This is a genomic window from Pseudokordiimonas caeni, assembly GCF_026719705.1.
GTDB lineage: Bacteria > Pseudomonadota > Alphaproteobacteria > Sphingomonadales > Kordiimonadaceae > Gimibacter > Gimibacter caeni.
Genome location: NZ_JAPPRR010000002.1, coordinates 347,327 through 361,963, shown reverse-complemented (window position 1 = coordinate 361,963; position 14,637 = coordinate 347,327). Strand labels below are relative to the sequence as shown.

General features: G+C 61.7%; 13 protein-coding genes. 7 read left to right on the top strand and 6 right to left on the bottom strand.

The genetic code is table 11. The features are described 5' to 3' along the window. The first annotated feature begins 75 nt into the window (after nt 1–75). Genes OU694_RS10365 through OU694_RS10355 form a run of 3 tightly spaced genes read left to right on the top strand, consistent with a single transcriptional unit; the run spans nt 76 to nt 2,111 of the window. Nucleotides 76–744 (top strand): glutathione S-transferase family protein, encoded by a 669-nt coding sequence (locus OU694_RS10365; protein WP_308910932.1) that lies wholly within the window; start codon nt 76–78, stop codon nt 742–744. A gap of 18 nt (nt 745–762) precedes the next feature. Then, nucleotides 763–1,806, top strand: coding sequence for a tRNA epoxyqueuosine(34) reductase QueG (queG, locus tag OU694_RS10360; protein ID WP_373460356.1), 1,044 nt, complete (start codon nt 763–765; stop codon nt 1,804–1,806). Continuing rightward, nucleotides 1,803–2,111, top strand: a complete 309-nt coding sequence (locus tag OU694_RS10355; protein ID WP_308910930.1) for a hypothetical protein — start codon at nt 1,803–1,805, stop codon at nt 2,109–2,111. Before queG ends, OU694_RS10355 begins: the two co-directional genes overlap by 4 nt. Nucleotides 2,112–2,180: 69 nt before the next feature. On the opposite strand, the gene OU694_RS10350 is transcribed toward OU694_RS10355, so the two are convergent. Both OU694_RS10350 and OU694_RS10345 read right to left on the bottom strand, forming a co-directional pair. After that, nucleotides 2,181–4,163 (bottom strand): DEAD/DEAH box helicase, encoded by a 1,983-nt coding sequence (locus OU694_RS10350; RefSeq protein ID WP_308910929.1) that lies wholly within the window; start codon nt 4,161–4,163, stop codon nt 2,181–2,183. 251 nt (nt 4,164–4,414) lie between these two features. Beyond that, on the bottom strand, nt 4,415–5,188 hold the full coding sequence (locus OU694_RS10345; protein WP_308910928.1) for a DUF1223 domain-containing protein: 774 nt from the start codon (nt 5,186–5,188) through the stop codon (nt 4,415–4,417). A gap of 149 nt (nt 5,189–5,337) precedes the next feature. Here OU694_RS10345 and OU694_RS10340 point away from each other — a divergent pair, with 149 nt between their 5' ends. Beyond that, the gene (locus OU694_RS10340; RefSeq protein WP_308910927.1) at nt 5,338–5,841 is read left to right on the top strand and encodes a PAS domain-containing protein; all 504 of its coding nucleotides are present in this window, start codon (nt 5,338–5,340) and stop codon (nt 5,839–5,841) included. 55 nt (nt 5,842–5,896) lie between these two features. Here OU694_RS10340 and acnA read toward each other — a convergent pair whose 3' ends face one another. From acnA to OU694_RS10325, 3 genes are all read right to left on the bottom strand, one after another. Then, nucleotides 5,897–8,578: an aconitate hydratase AcnA gene (gene acnA, locus OU694_RS10335; RefSeq protein WP_308910926.1), complete on the bottom strand. Its 2,682-nt coding sequence runs from the start codon at nt 8,576–8,578 to the stop codon at nt 5,897–5,899. A gap of 264 nt (nt 8,579–8,842) precedes the next feature. Further along, a complete protein-coding gene (locus OU694_RS10330) occupies nt 8,843–9,640 on the bottom strand; it encodes a transporter substrate-binding domain-containing protein (RefSeq protein WP_308910925.1) in 798 nt (265 codons plus the stop codon). Nucleotides 9,641–9,646: 6 nt separating this feature from the next. Next, on the bottom strand, nt 9,647–9,919 hold the full coding sequence (locus tag OU694_RS10325) for a BolA family protein (RefSeq protein WP_308910924.1): 273 nt from the start codon (nt 9,917–9,919) through the stop codon (nt 9,647–9,649). 196 nt (nt 9,920–10,115) lie between these two features. On the opposite strand from OU694_RS10325, the gene cobS reads away from it, so the two are divergent. The 3 genes from cobS to OU694_RS10310 are packed head-to-tail and all read left to right on the top strand — an operon-like array spanning nt 10,116 to nt 14,037. Beyond that, nucleotides 10,116–11,114, top strand: coding sequence for a cobaltochelatase subunit CobS (gene cobS / locus OU694_RS10320; protein WP_308910923.1), 999 nt, complete (start codon nt 10,116–10,118; stop codon nt 11,112–11,114). Nucleotides 11,115–11,134: 20 nt separating this feature from the next. Next, nucleotides 11,135–13,000 carry a cobaltochelatase subunit CobT gene (gene cobT, locus OU694_RS10315; protein WP_308910922.1) on the top strand — a complete coding sequence of 622 codons (1,866 nt, stop codon included), beginning with the start codon at nt 11,135–11,137 and terminating at the stop codon, nt 12,998–13,000. Beyond that, nucleotides 12,997–14,037, top strand: a complete 1,041-nt coding sequence (locus tag OU694_RS10310) for an esterase-like activity of phytase family protein (protein ID WP_308910921.1) — start codon at nt 12,997–12,999, stop codon at nt 14,035–14,037. Before cobT ends, OU694_RS10310 begins: the two co-directional genes overlap by 4 nt. A 91-nt stretch (nt 14,038–14,128) precedes the next feature. Here the strand turns inward: OU694_RS10310 and rpmB are convergent, their stop codons facing one another. Then, a complete protein-coding gene (gene rpmB / locus OU694_RS10305) occupies nt 14,129–14,419 on the bottom strand; it encodes a 50S ribosomal protein L28 (RefSeq protein ID WP_308910920.1) in 291 nt (96 codons plus the stop codon). Nucleotides 14,420–14,637: the final 218 nt, after the last annotated feature.

Here is a 14,637-nt window from a genome sequence, read left to right as displayed (position 1 = left end):
ATCCTTTTCTAGTCCCCCACTTGAGGCCGCCGATTCCGATTGGCGGCCTTTTTTTCATGCGATATGAAGGGCGTTATGCCTGTCCTGTATCACCATTGGCTGAGCCCAGCCGCCCGCTTCATCCGCCTGATGCTTGCCGAGAAGCGGATCGATTTTGAACTCCGCCTCGAGAAGGATTGGGAGCGCCGTCCCGCTTTCCTGCAGCTCAACCCTGCGGGCGAGGTGCCGGTGCTTGTGCTCGACAGTGGCGTGGCGCTTTCGGGCACCATGGCGATTGCCGAATATCTGGAAGAATCGGTCCCGTCGCCAACCCTTCTTGATGGCACCGCCGAAGAACGCGCCGAGATGCGCCGCCTGACCGGCTGGTTCCATACCAAGCTCGGCACCGAGGTCACCCGGCTCACGGTCCTTGAAAAACTGAACAAGCGTTTCCTCGGCATGGGCGAGCCCGATAGCGAGGCGATCCGCTGCGCCTCGCACAATCTGAAAATCCATATGCGCTATATCGGCTATCTCGCCGAGCGCCGCCACTATCTGGCCGGCAACCGCTATTCGATGGCGGACGCGGCAGCAGTGGCGCATATCAGCGTCATCGACTATTTCGGCGACATCGTCTGGGAAGACTGGCCCGAAGCCAAGGACTGGTACATGCGTGTGAAAGGCCGCCGCGCCGTGCGCACGCTGCTGTCCGACCGGGTCGGCGGCATCATGCCCCCCAAGCATTACGACCAGCTGGACTTCTAAGTGACTAAGGCGGTTGACATATCGCCAGAAGTCGTTCGGTCCGAAATCATCGCGCAGGGGAAGTCACTCGGCTTCGATGCCGTGGGTTTCACCCGTGCCGAAACGACGGCTGCGGTCCGCGAGGGGCTTCTGGCCTTTGTGGCCGATGGCCGGCAGGGCAGCATGGACTGGCTGAGGGACCGGATCGAGGAGCGCCTGACGCCGGCGAACCTCTGGGACGGGGCCAGGGGGGCCGTGATGCTCGCCATGAATTATGCCCCGAAGACCGATCCGCGAACGTTGCTGGACCATCCCTCCCACGGCAATATCTCGGTCTATGCGCGCGGGCGGGATTACCACGATATCGTCAAAAGCCGCCTGAAGGCGCTCGGTCGCTGGATGGGAGAACGCTATGGCTGCGGCCTGAAGGTGTTTGTGGATACCGCTCCGGTCGCTGAAAAGCCGCTCGCCGCGCAAGCCGGGCTCGGCTGGCAGGGCAAGCATACAAACCTTGTCTCGCGCGAGTTCGGCAGCTGGCTTTTCCTCGGCGCGATCCTCACCGACATGGTGCTTGGCGAAGACATACCCCACAAAGATCACTGCGGTGCCTGCACCGCCTGCCTTGAGGCCTGCCCGACGGCGGCATTCACGGGGCCGGGCAAGATCGATGCGCGGCGCTGCATCAGTTACCTGACGATCGAACACAAGGGGCCGATCCCGGAAGAATTCAGGAAGGCGATGGGCAACCGCATCTATGGCTGCGATGATTGCCTTGCTGCCTGCCCCTGGAACAAGTTTGCAAGCGTGGCGCGCGAGGCGGGATATCACGCGCGGGTCGAACTGGCAGCCCCGCGCCTCGCTGACCTCATCGAGCTTGATGACACCGGTTTCCGGCAGGTGTTTGCCGGCAGCCCGATCAAGCGGATCGGGCGGGACAGGTTCATCCGGAATGTGCTGATCGCCGTCGGCAATTCCGGGGACCCGAGCTTGCTGCCGAAGGCGAAGGAATTGGCAAATGATCCGGCGGATGTGGTGGCCGATGCTGCCCGCTGGGCGGTGAAGGAACTGGAGGGGGAGACATGAAGAAACTGCAGATTGCGATGCTGGTGCTCGCGGCCCTTGCCGCGGTTGTTTACTGGGGCAGCCGTGTGCCGGCTGAGCCCACGATGGTGATCCATGGCGTAGTTGTCTCGACAGAGGATATGGACGCCCGCGGTCTGCGCGCCATCAAGGTGCGATTCGATAACGGCGAGGAACGGGTGATCGAGACGCTGGTGCCCTTCTTTGTAAAGCCGGGATATGACGTCCGCGTCGGTATTTTTCGGTCGCCGCTTTTTGGCGCGAAGTTCGATCTGCTCCCCGGAACGGCGGCCAATGCTGAAAATTAAAAGGCGCCCGCGGTCGGACGACCGGGGCGCCTTTGTCGCGCGCTCGATAGCCGAGGTCTGTTAGGGCACTCAGCCGGCGCGGCGTTTCAGGGGCGCGTAACCGCCCTTCTTGGAGAAATCGGCTTTTGCCGGAGCCTTGCGACGGGTCGGGGCACCTTTAGCCTTGGCTGCATCACGCTCGGCACGGCGCTCGGCACCGTTGCCACGCGGCTTGGCGCGGAATTCGGCATCCGACACCACACGGGCCGGACGCTCGGTGCGCTCACCGCGCTCGCGCTTCTCGAAACCGCCTTCGCGTTTTTCAAAGCCGCCTTCACGCTTGCCGAAACCGCGCTTCTCACCGTCGCGCTTGTCGAACGAACGCTCGCCGCGGGGTTTGAAATCGCGCTTTTCGCCGCTGAAGCGATCCTCGCGGGGCTTCCACTCACGCTTCTCACCGCCGTCGCGATCTTCCCGCTTGCGGTATTCGCGTTTTTCACCGCCATTGCGGTCGTCACGGGCGCGGAATTCGTGTTTCTCACCACCAAAACGGTCTTCGCGGTCCTTGAACGGGCGTTTGCCACCTTCAAAACCGTCTTCACGACGTTTGAAAGGCTTCTTCTCGCCGTCAAAGCGGTCCTCGCGGGGTTTGAATTCGCGCTTGCCGCCTTCGAAGCGATCCTCACGCGGTTTCCACTCACGCTTTTCACCGCCGAAACGGTCTTCGCGCGGCTTGTACTCGCGTTTCTGGCCTTCTTCACGATCTTCGCGAGGCTTCCATTCGCGCTTTTCGCTACCGAAGCGGTCTTCACGGGGCTTGTACTCGCGCTTTTCGCCGCCAAAACGGTCGCCGCGCGGTTTGAAGTCCCGGCGCGGGCCATCCTTGCGGAAACCGTCTTTCTTGAAGCTCTTCTTGGGGCCTTTCGACTTGTCGATGACAAGCTCGAACGGATGGTCGCTATCGGTTTCAAGGGCTGCACCGATGAGGCGTTCGATCGCGCGCAGGAGGCCGAACTCGCCACGGTCAACCATGGTGAAAGCCTTGCCCGAGGCGCCGCCACGGCCGGTACGGCCAACGCGGTGAATATAGGCTTCGGGGTCGATCGGGGTGTCCATGTTGATCACATGGGTCACGTCCTTCACGTCCAGCCCGCGGGCCGCAACGTCGGTCGCGACAAGGTAGGAAATGCGGTCGGTCTTGAACGAACGGATGGTGCGCTCGCGCTCCCGCTGTTTCTTGTCACCGTGCAGCGAATCGGCCGGGAATTCGTTGTCATTGAGGAAGTCGGAGACCTCGTCGGCCTGCGCCTTGGTGCGCACGAACACGATCACGCGGCTCGCTTCTTCACGCTCGATGAGGTGCAGCAGCAGCTTCGGCTTGTCGCCCTTGGTGGTGAAAAGCGCGCGGTGCTCCACGGCATCAGCCACCAGCGACGTGCGCTCGATCGATACTTCATGCGGATTTTCAAGAAGGCTTTCGGTCAGCGCGCGGATCTCGTCCGACATGGTGGCCGAGAACATGACGGCCTGGTGTTCCTGCGGCATCTTGCCGGCAACGGCGCGCACGTCATCAAGGAAGCCCATGTCCAGCATGCGGTCGGCTTCATCAAGGATGAAGGTGTGGCAGTCATCGAGCCACACGGTGCCGCGCTTCATATGGTCGATCAGGCGGCCGGGGGTCGCGACAAGGATGTCCACGCCGCGCTCGAGGAAGGCGATCTGCGTGCGGTAGCTGTCGCCGCCATAGATGGCGCAGGTGCGGATCTTGACGAATTTGGCAAGGTCGCGGATCGCATCGTTGATCTGCTTGGCAAGTTCGCGGGTGGGGGCGAGGATCAGCGCACGCGGCATCATCCGCATGGCACGCTTGTCTTCGGCAACCAGTTTCTCAAGAAGCGGCAGCACGAAAGCCGCCGTCTTGCCGCCGCCGGTTTCGGCGATACCGATCAGGTCGCGACCTTCCAGCAGCGCGGGGATGGTCTCGGTCTGAATGGCAGTCGGATTGGTGTAACCCTGGGCTTCAATGGCGCGCAGCAAAGGCGCAGCCAGGCCCAGCGAGGTAAAATCGCTCATGGCTTGTCCTGTCTTTTTCTTCTCTATGGCGTGGAAACTTATGTCCAGCGCCGGTCCAAATTGGCGGGAACTCTATTTCGCCGGGACCGGAAAGACGCCCACTCGATGGGGGCACTGACAGGACCTGTGCGCTCGTCGCACGGAAACATCGTTCAAAATGAAAACCGGATTACGGCCCGGTTCTTTAGCCAGCCCCTCATTGGACCGGTCATTGTCGCCGCGGCGGCTTATGACGGAATCAGGCGCCCATGTCAAGGATTGGCTGCAGGCGCGGTGATATTGGTGCTGGCAGAGCCCACAATCGGGCCGTGCCCGTACCCCTTTTGCAGGAGGATGGCGGCATGGTCGGCACCTAGCGTGCGGCCGGCGGCGATATCGAGTTTCAGCTGCCGGGCATCACCCGTCCAGTCGGCGATGATATCGCTGCCGCGTACGACATTCGTATAGTGAAGCGTGCGGCCGGCATTCTCGCCGTCGCCGATCTCGACCGTCGCGTCCGAGAGATACCACACCAGCCGGACGGCGATTTCCTCGCCAATGTCGGTGGCGGGCAGGTCGACGGTCAGATTGTCACCATCAGCTTTCAGGGTGACAGGGATGTGTGTTTGCTGACCGGCCTTCAGCTTTTCAAGAAGGTCGCGGATATGGGTGCGGTCCGATCCCACACATTCGTCCACGCCGTCGAAAACCATCTGCGGGGTGTAGACACCACCGCGACCAAGCCGCTTGTTATAGGCGGTCTGGCGCACGGCATTGTTGGGTTCGGCGAAGGTATCCTGCCAGCCCAGCCTGTCCCAGTAATCCACAGCCCAGGTGAGCGTCAGGATATCGGGGTGATCGCGCAGCGAGGCGAGGGCTGCGTCCGCCGGCGGGCAGGACGAGCAGCCTTGGCTCGTGAACAGTTCAACAACAGTGGGCGATGGCCCCTCGGCGGCGGCAGGCAGGGTGGTGGCTGTCGCGGTGACAGCAAGACCCGCACAGGCGGCGGCACGAAGGATACGATGGATACGATACATGACTTTCATGGACCCAACCTATGCAAAGGCCGCGTCACTTGCGAATCACCAGTGTGTGAGGGTTCGGTTCCAAGGGTGATTGTGACGCCTTCGTGATTCAGGTAGATTGGGCTCAGGGGTCGTGGTGCAATTTCCAGCCGGAGGACGAGGGCCACATTATGGAACCGGCATCCTTTCGTGCACAGGCACGGCCGCTCACCGAGCTTGATGATTTCGAAGCCAATCCTTTTCTGGCGCCTTATCACGCGCCGATCCGCAGATGGCTCCGGGCCGACGGCCGGGTGCCGAAGCGCCGCGACCTTGGCTTTCGCGATTTTGGTGGCTGGCATGATTCGATGATCGTGTCGGAAATCCTTGAGGACGGTGACCTCAAATTCAGGCTGGTGGGCCAGCGCGCCGCCGATATCTTCGACGGCCTGATCCGCGCGGGGGGCCGCTTCTCGGCCGTGCCGGGGATCGTCTTTTCCGATTTCCACGGGCATTTCGGCGCCATCCGGGCCGGCGGCGTCTATGGCCGGGTCGAAGGCATCGTGCCCTTCGAGGGGCGGGAACATGCCGCTCTGCATGTGCTTGACCTGCCGGTGAAGGACAGCGAAGGCTGTATCACTTTCCTTTATTCGTTTTTCCGCCAGCGCCCGACCGTCCGGGCATTCAGCGAATAGCATGAAAAAGGCCGCCCGGAGGCGGCCTTCCTGAAGATTGCAACCGAGCGCCCGATCAGGCGGCCGCAAGGTTCCGGAGCACGAAGTGCAGGATGCCGCCGTGGCGGTAATATTCCACTTCGTTCGCGGTATCGATGCGGCACAGAACCTTGATGGCCTTTGTGGTGCCATCGGCGAAGGTGATGGTCACATCCACGTCCTGACGCGGGGTGATATTGCCTTCGATGCCGGTGATATCGAACGTTTCGGTGCCCTTGAGGCCGAGCGTTTCACGGGTCATGCCGTCCTTGAACTGCAGCGGCAGGACGCCCATGCCAACGAGGTTCGAGCGGTGGATACGCTCGAAGCTTTCCACGATCACGGCCTTGACGCCCAGAAGGTTGGTGCCCTTGGCAGCCCAGTCGCGCGACGAGCCGGTGCCATATTCCTTGCCGCCGACGACGACGAGCGGAATACCTGCATCCTGATACTGCATCGAGGCATCATAGATGGACATCACTTCGCCCGAGGGATAGTGCGTGGTCCAGCCGCCTTCGGTGCCCGGCGCCATTTCGTTACGCAAGCGGATGTTGGCGAAGGTGCCGCGCATCATCACTTCGTGGTTGCCGCGGCGTGAGCCATAGCTGTTGAAGTCCGCCACAGCCACACCGTGCTCCTGCAGATACTTGCCGGCTGGGCTTGCCGCCTTGATCGAGCCTGCGGGGCTGATGTGGTCGGTGGTGATGCTGTCGCCGAGGATGGCGAGCGGACGGGCGCCCTTGATGTCGTGGATTTCGCCCGGCGTCTTGCTCATGCCCTGGAAGTAGGGCGGATGCTGGACATAGGTCGACTTGCTGTTCCAGTCGTAGGTTTCGCCCTCAGCCACCGGAATGGCTTGCCATTCCGGGGTGCCCTCGAACACGTTCGAATAGCGCTCGATGAACATTTCGCGGGTCAGCGACTTGGCGATGGCATCATGGACTTCCTGGTTGGTCGGCCAGATATCCTTCAGGTAAACCGGCTTGCCGTCTTTCGAGGTGCCGACCGGCTCCTTGGTGATGTCGGTCAGGATCGAACCGGCGATGGCGTAAGCCACAACGAGCGGCGGGGAGGCCAGATAGTTGGCCTTCAGGTCCGGGCTCACACGGCCTTCGAAGTTACGGTTGCCCGACAGGACCGACGCGCAAACGAGGTCGTTGCCGTTGATCGACTTCGAGATCGGTTCATCGAGGGGACCCGAGTTGCCGATACAGGTGGTGCAGCCGTAACCGACGAGGTTGAAGCCGAGCGCATCGAGATGCTCGGTGAGGCCAGCCTTGGCGAGATAGTCGGTCACAACCTGCGAGCCCGGGGCGAGCGAGGTTTTCACCCACGGCTTGCGCTTCAGGCCAAGCGCGTGTGCCTTTTTGGCGACGAGGCCGGCAGCGATCAGCACACCCGGGTTCGAGGTGTTGGTGCAGCTGGTGATCGCGGCGATGCAGACATGGCCGTGTTTCAGGGTGAAGTCTTCGCCTTCGACCGCATATTCCTTGGTGTCGGAAAGTTTGCCGGCCGCTTCGAGGACTTTGGAGAAGCCCTGCACAACGCCGGTCAGTTCCACACGGTCCTGCGGGCGCTTGGGGCCGGCGAGCGAGGGAACAACAGTCGAGATGTCCAGTTCAAGCGTGTCGGTGAACACCGGCTCGGGGGTCGTGCTGTCGCGCCACATGCCCTGTTCCTTGGCATAGGCTTCGACGAGGGCGACGGTTTCGTCCGAACGGCCGGTGAAGCGCAGGTAGTTCAGCGTCTGGGCCGAGATCGGGAAGAAGCCGCAGGTGGCGCCGTATTCCGGGGCCATGTTGGCGATGGTCGACTGGTCGGCGATGGTCAGTTCGTCAAGGCCGTTGCCGTAGAATTCCACGAACTTGCCGACCACGCCCTTCGCGCGCAGCATCTGGGTGACGGTGAGCACGAGGTCGGTCGCGGTGATGCCTTCCTTCAGCTTGCCGGTCAGCTTGAAGCCGACAACTTCGGGGATCAGCATCGAAACCGGCTGGCCGAGCATGGCAGCCTCGGCCTCGATCCCGCCCACACCCCAGCCGAGAACGGCAAGGCCGTTCACCATGGTGGTGTGGCTGTCGGTGCCTACACAGGTGTCAGGATAGGCGAAGGTCACGCCGTCTTCTTCGGTGGTCCAGACCGTTTTCGCCAGATATTCGACGTTGATTTGGTGGCAGATGCCGGTGCCGGGCGGTACGGCCGAGAAGTTATCAAGGCTGTTCTGGCCCCAGCGCAGGAACTCGTAGCGCTCGTTGTTGCGCTCCATCTCGAGGTCCACGTTCTGTTTGAACGCCATCGGGGTGCCGAACTTGTCCACCATTACCGAGTGGTCGATCACGAGGTCGCACTGGGCAAGCGGGTTGATCTTCCGGGGGTTGCCGCCGAGCGATTTCATCGCATCGCGCATGGCCGCGAGGTCCACAACGGCCGGAACGCCGGTGAAATCCTGCATCAGCACGCGGGCCGGGCGATATTCGATCTCGTGGGTGCTTTTCCGGGTCTTCTGCCAGTCGACGAGCGCCTGGATGTCCTCGGTTTTGACCGTGGTGCCGTCTTCGTAGCGCAGCAGGTTTTCAAGAAGAACCTTGAGCGTGTAGGGGAGGCGGCTCACATCGCCGACTTTCTCGGCAGCGGCCTTGAGGCTGAAAATGTCGTAAGACTTGTCGCCGACCTTAAGCTTGCGGCGCGTACCGAGGGTATCAAGACGCGGATGGGACATGGAAAAGGACCTCCATCAAAGGGGACAGGAAGGCGGGGGCCGTTTTTGCGGGATTCGGGGCGAATCCACCCGGCCAGCCCTGAAATCAGTGCCTTATCGCCCAACCTATGGCCAATTGCAACAAAGACTCCCGATTTCCGGCACAATCTTGCCAAAAATTGTGCGTCCAATGGCTTTCAGGAAACAGGAGACGACCCATGGACATGTTCACCGCTGCCGATCTTTTGATCGCCTTCGCCCTCGGCGCCCTCAGCACCGCTGCCCTTATGGGCTGGCGTCCGCACCGGGGCGAGCGCGATCCTTCAATGTGAGCCGGGCCAGTTCGCCACTTGCATCGAGGGCTTTCAGGCGCGCGTCGATATAGCTGATGAAGGTTTCAGCCCCTTCGCCCGGCCAGCACATCATGCTTTCCTCAAGAACCAGAAGCTTGAGGTTCCGGTCGGCACCGATCCCAATTCCGGGGTGGCGGCGCCTGTATAACTCCACGTCATTGTCAAAAGCATAGGCGAAATTCACCCTGCCGGCTTGCAGAAGATCAAGCGCCTCCCAAGGATTTTTCACCTTCACCATCCGGCTGCCGGCGATATCGGCCCGCGCATGCAGGCCGAGGTCCAGCGACAGGACCTCGTCGACTGCCACCACGGCGTCTTCCAGCATTTTCCGATCCGTGACGACGGGGCTGTCAGCCCTGTTCCATGCATGGACGGTGAGGATGTTGAACGGTCGTGAAATCACGAGGGTTGCCCAGTCATCCGGGGTGATGGATGTGTCGTTCGGTGGAATCTTGTGCCCGGGCGAGCTGACGCCTCCGAAGATGCATTGATACTGCCGATCGGTCCAGTTGCGGGGCCCCCTGTAGCCGGGTTCCACCTTCACCGAAACAGGGACCGGGCTTGCCTCGATCAGCTTGCCGAGAAGCTCGTTATAGGGCAGGCCGCCATAAGGCCGACCGGCAACCGGCGACAAAAGCCCCGGCATTTCCTGTGCGACGATCGAAAGGGGTTCGGCCGCCGCCGGACCTGAAAAGGCGAGCGCGGCAGCGACAGCAATATACCGCCTCACCGGATTCTAGCCGGCTTCAGCGGGTGTTTTCGCATCGATGGAAAGAGCATGCAGGGGGCCTGCGAGCTCGGCCTTCAGGGCATCCATCACAAGCCGCTGGCGCGCCAGCCGGCTTTTGCCTTCGAAGGCATCCGAGACAATCTTCACGGCGAAATGGCTTTCACCGTTTGAATAGCCCGCATGGCCCTTGTGCATTTCCGATTGATTGATCACATCGATGACCTTCGGCGACAATGCCGCCGACAGTTTTTCCATGATCGCGTCCGAAACCTCGCCCATTGCTTCACTCCTTGCCCTGCGCCCTCTTGCCGCGCCTCTCACGAAAGACTTGTTTCTTGCTGTCCTCCGGGCGACATTGGCGCCCGAGAGATACGGCCGGTGAGATTGTCACCCGAGATATAGGCCTCCCCGGCGCGCCGTTAAAGGCCTGTGTTATAATGGCCGAAGAATTGATAGTGAGATGAAGGAAGATCCCATGACCGCCAATGCGGCCGATTTGCTCCCGCCCCTCCGGATGCCCGATACAGAAGTCAAAGTCCGCGATGCGTTCGGGATCGACAGCGATCTTGTTGTGCCCGCTTTTTCGGAAAGAAGCGAGCATGTGCCGGATATCGACGAAAGCTATGTGTTCGACCGGGAAACCACGCTCGCCATCCTCGCGGGCTTCGCACACAACCGCCGGGTGATGATCCAGGGCTATCACGGCACGGGCAAGTCGACGCATATCGAACAGGTCGCCGCGCGCCTCAACTGGCCGACAATCCGTGTCAACCTCGACAGCCATATCAGCCGGATCGATCTTGTCGGCAAGGACGCCATCGTCTTGAAGGACGGCAAGCAGGTCACCGAGTTTCAGGAAGGCATCCTGCCGTGGGCGCTGCAGAATCCCTGCGCCATCGTGTTCGATGAATATGACGCCGGCCGCCCGGATGTGATGTTCGTGATCCAGCGCGTGCTCGAAGTTGAAGGCAAGCTGACGCTTCTCGACCAGAACCGGGTGATTCGCCCGCATCCGGCCTTCCGCATTTTCGCGACCTCGAACACCATCGGGCTTGGCGACACGACGGGGCTTTATCACGGCACGCAGCAGATCAACCAGGGCCAGATGGACCGCTGGAACATCGTCGCGACCCTGAATTACCTGCCGCACGACACGGAAACCGAAATCATCCTGAAGAAGGAACCGGGCTTCCAGACGGAAGAAGGCCAGCGCATGATCTCGAACATGGTGCATGTGGCCGACATGAGCCGGGCAGGCTTCATCGCCGGGGATATTTCCACGGTCATGAGCCCGCGTACCGTGCTTTCGTGGGCGCAGAATACCCGCATCTTCAATGATGTGGGCTTTGCGTTCCGGGTCAGTTTCCTTAACAAGTGCGATGAGGCCGAGCGCACCATCGTGGCTGAATATTACCAGCGTGCCTTCGGGCAGGACCTGCCGGAATCGGCCGCCCACGCCGTGCGCCGGATGTAAGTCAGGGGCACCCAGCCACCATGCCCGACGACAGCCGCAAGAAGATCGAAGCCTTTGAAAGCGCCGTCGCGGCGACCGCCCGTGCGGTTGCCGAAGACAAGGGGCTATCTGTGCGCTTTGTAGCCGATCATCCCGGCCTTTCGGGCGGCGAGATGCGCTTGCCGCACCTGCCTGCCCAGGCGGCAGCGCGCGATATCGCCGAAATCCGCGGCGTGGCTGACGCGCTTTCGCTGCGGCACCGGTTCCACAATCCCGTGATGCATGCGCGGCTGGCGCCGACCGGTAGCCTTGCCCGCGCCATTTTTGATAGTGTTGAAACCGCCCGTTATGAGGCCATCGGCAGCCGCCGGATGGATGGCATGGGGGTCAATCTCACCGCCCTCGCTGAAAAGCGCGCGCTGGCCGCAGGTCTTGGCCGCCCGGCCGAGGACGCCAAGGCGCATATGGCGGCGGTTGTCGGCCTTCTGGTGCGCGAACGCCTGACGGGTGAGGAAGCGCCGCTCTCGGTCGAGGGTTCGGTCGCCACGCTCCGCCCGCTCATTGAGGCGGCGGTCGGCCACCATCTCGACAAACTGGTCGAGCGGATCGGCGACCAGCAGAAAGCCTCGGTGATCGCCCGCACGCTGATTTCGGAACTGCTGGGTGACACACCCGGCGAGAATGATTTCGAGGACCGCGACGAGGACGGCGGCGACGATGCCTCCGCCTCGGCTGCTGAACAGCCGGGCGGCGACACGGAAGAGGCTGAAGGCGACGAAGCGGCAGGGTCCGAACGCGGTGAATCCGATGGCGAAGACAGCGCCGAGGGCGAAGATGATGGTGACGCTGCGGTCGAGGATACCGAGGGTGAAGCAAGCGAATCGGGCGAAGGCCGGCGTGAATCCTCCATCCCGTGGCGGCCCAACCGCCCGCTTGAGGAACTGTCCGAAACCGCCTTCTATGAAGTCTATAGCGCTGCCTATGACGAAGTGATCCGCGCCGAGGACCTGTGCGACACTGAGGAGTTGGACCGGTTGCGGCGCTATCTAGACCAGCAGATGGCGCACCTATCGCGGGCTGTGTCCCGCCTTGCCAACCGTTTGCAGCGCCGCCTGCTGGCGCAGCAGCGCCGCCACTGGCAGTTCGATCTTGAGGAAGGCATCCTCGATGCCGGGCGCCTGTCGCGCGTGGTGACAAACCCGCTGCAGCCTTTGTCCTACAAGCTCGAATCGGATACCGATTTCAAGGATACGGTTGTCACGCTCCTTATCGACAACTCCGGTTCGATGCGCGGACGGCCCATTTCTATCGCGGCCATTTCGGCCGATATCCTGGCCCGCACGCTGGAACGCTGCGGCGTGGCGGTCGAAATCCTCGGCTTCACCACCAAGGCCTGGAAGGGCGGCCAGTCGCGCGAGGAATGGTTGACGGCAGGCCGACCCCAGAATCCGGGCCGCCTGAATGACCTTCGCCACATCATCTATAAAACGGCCGATACACCGCTTCGCCGGGCGCGTCGCAACCTTGGCCTGATGATGCGCGAAGGTCTCCTGAAGGAGAATATCGACGGTGAAGCGCTCCTCTGGGCGCATAACCGACTGATCGCCCGGCCCGAGGACCGCCGTATCCTGATGGTGATCTCGGATGGCGCCCCGGTGGATGACAGCACGCTGTCGGCCAACAGCGGCACCTATCTTGAAAAGCACCTGCGGCAGGTGATCCGCTGGATCGAGGAACGCTCGCCCGTGGAACTGATTGCGATTGGCATCGGCCACGATGTGACACGATATTATCAAAGAGCTGTGACTATTCTGGACGCCGAACAGCTTGGAGGAGCCATGACAGAGCAGCTTGCCGCGCTTTTTGAAGAGGTCGTCCCCACCCCGCGCGGAGCGACGCGGCGGTGAGGGCGCGTCATCTTGCCATCGTCGGTCTGGCGCTTGTCGCCGCTGTTGGAGCCATCGCTGGCAAGGTGATGAAGGGCGACGAGGTGGCGGCGCGCGAAGAACGCCCCGCCATCACGAAGAGCTTCGGCCAGAAGATCGATCTTGTCACCACGCCGATCCCGCTCAATTCGAAGGACCCGTCGGTCAAATCGGTCGGCAAGCTCGATTATCTCGCCGGCTGGACATTGAAGGCCGAGCACTGGCAGTTCGGCGGCTATTCGACATTGCTGATCGACCCCTCGCCGCGCGGCGCCTTCCGCTTCCGCTCGCTCAGTGACAAGGGGCTGTGGCTTGAGGCCTTTTTCGACCCTTCAAACGAAGCCGCGCCTTTCACCGATCCCGCGATCATCTGGCAGCGGCCGCGCCCTGATGTGATGGCGCTTTCCGACAAGACGGCCGATTCCGAAAGCGTGGTGCGCGCTCCGCTTGGATATCTCGTCGGGTATGAAGGGCTGCACCGGATCGAATATATCAGCGAACCCGGCGGTACCAGCTGGTGGCCGGATCGCATGAAGAAGCTCGATTTTTCGGGCGTATCCGATAATGGCGGGCTTGAAGCCGTCGCCTGGATGCAGGATCGCACCCGGCTTCTGGCTTTCATCGAGAACGGGCTTGATACCGAAGGGCGCCTGCGCGCCTTCCTGATTGGCCCGACTGAGACCGAAAGGCTCTATTTCCGCCCGCCGCTCAATTATTCGCCGACCGACGCGGCCACGATGCCGAACGGCGATATCCTTGTGCTGATGCGCCGCTTCAACCAGATGGACGGGATCGGCGCCAAGCTTGTGCGCATCCGGGCGGCAACGATCCGGCCAGGGGCAACAATGGAAGGCGAGGAACTGGCGACTTTCGTGCCGCCGCTCGCGGTCGACAATATGGAAGGCCTCGATATCGGCACCGACGAGGCGGGAAACACCATCGTCTATATGATTTCAGACGACAATCTGAACTTCCTGCAGCGCACGATCCTACTCGTCTTCCGTCTTCGCGAAGACTGACAGGTCCGGCTCCGCCTCACCCCCAAATGAAAACGCCGCGAAGGGTTCCCCTCGCGGCGCTTCATTATGGAAGCCTTGCTTCGCTGACCCCTCAGGCGGCAGCAGCGGCTTTCTTCTTGATCTCTGCCTTCAGCTTCTGGGCTTTGGGCGAGAGATTGGCATCGCGCTGCTTCAGGAGGAAGTTGTCGAGGCCATGATTGTGTTCGACCGAACGCAGCGCGTGGGTCGAGATGCGCAGGGTCACCGAGCGACCGAGGGCATCCGAAATCAGGGTAGCTTGCACGAGGTTCGGCAGGAAGCGGCGACGGGTTTTGTTGTGAGCGTGGCTCACGTTGTTGCCGGTCATTACTTTCTTGCCGGTAAGTTCGCATACGCGCGACATGATCGTTATCCTTTTTTTTCTGCCGGGGAGGGCGAGGCCCAAAACCCGGGAATCGTTATGACCTGCCCGCCATTGATAGCAAGCAGTGCGCGGGGGATACGGGAAAAGCGGCCAAGAGTCAAGCGTTGCCCTGTCGTTTGCGGGGCCGAAAAGCGCCACTGCGGGCTTGGCGTGCCGGGCAATCGACCCTATATCAGCCACTATAACGGCAGTGAGGG

Bases quoted from the DNA above. Each gene is read 5' to 3' on its own strand.
- cobT (WP_308910922.1), top strand. From the start codon at position 11,135: ATGCCCGACGACAGCCGCAAGAAGATCGAAGCCTTTGAAAGCGCCGTC.
- OU694_RS10345 (WP_308910928.1), bottom strand. From the start codon at position 5,188: ATGAAAGTCATGTATCGTATCCATCGTATCCTTCGTGCCGCCGCCTGT.
- rpmB (WP_308910920.1), bottom strand. From the start codon at position 14,419: ATGTCGCGCGTATGCGAACTTACCGGCAAGAAAGTAATGACCGGCAAC.
- OU694_RS10325 (WP_308910924.1), bottom strand. From the start codon at position 9,919: ATGGGCGAGGTTTCGGACGCGATCATGGAAAAACTGTCGGCGGCATTG.
- OU694_RS10340 (WP_308910927.1), top strand. From the start codon at position 5,338: ATGGAACCGGCATCCTTTCGTGCACAGGCACGGCCGCTCACCGAGCTT.
- OU694_RS10355 (WP_308910930.1), top strand. From the start codon at position 1,803: ATGAAGAAACTGCAGATTGCGATGCTGGTGCTCGCGGCCCTTGCCGCG.
- OU694_RS10350 (WP_308910929.1), bottom strand. From the start codon at position 4,163: ATGAGCGATTTTACCTCGCTGGGCCTGGCTGCGCCTTTGCTGCGCGCC.
- OU694_RS10365 (WP_308910932.1), top strand. From the start codon at position 76: ATGCCTGTCCTGTATCACCATTGGCTGAGCCCAGCCGCCCGCTTCATC.
- acnA (WP_308910926.1), bottom strand. From the start codon at position 8,578: ATGTCCCATCCGCGTCTTGATACCCTCGGTACGCGCCGCAAGCTTAAG.
- cobS (WP_308910923.1), top strand. From the start codon at position 10,116: ATGACCGCCAATGCGGCCGATTTGCTCCCGCCCCTCCGGATGCCCGAT.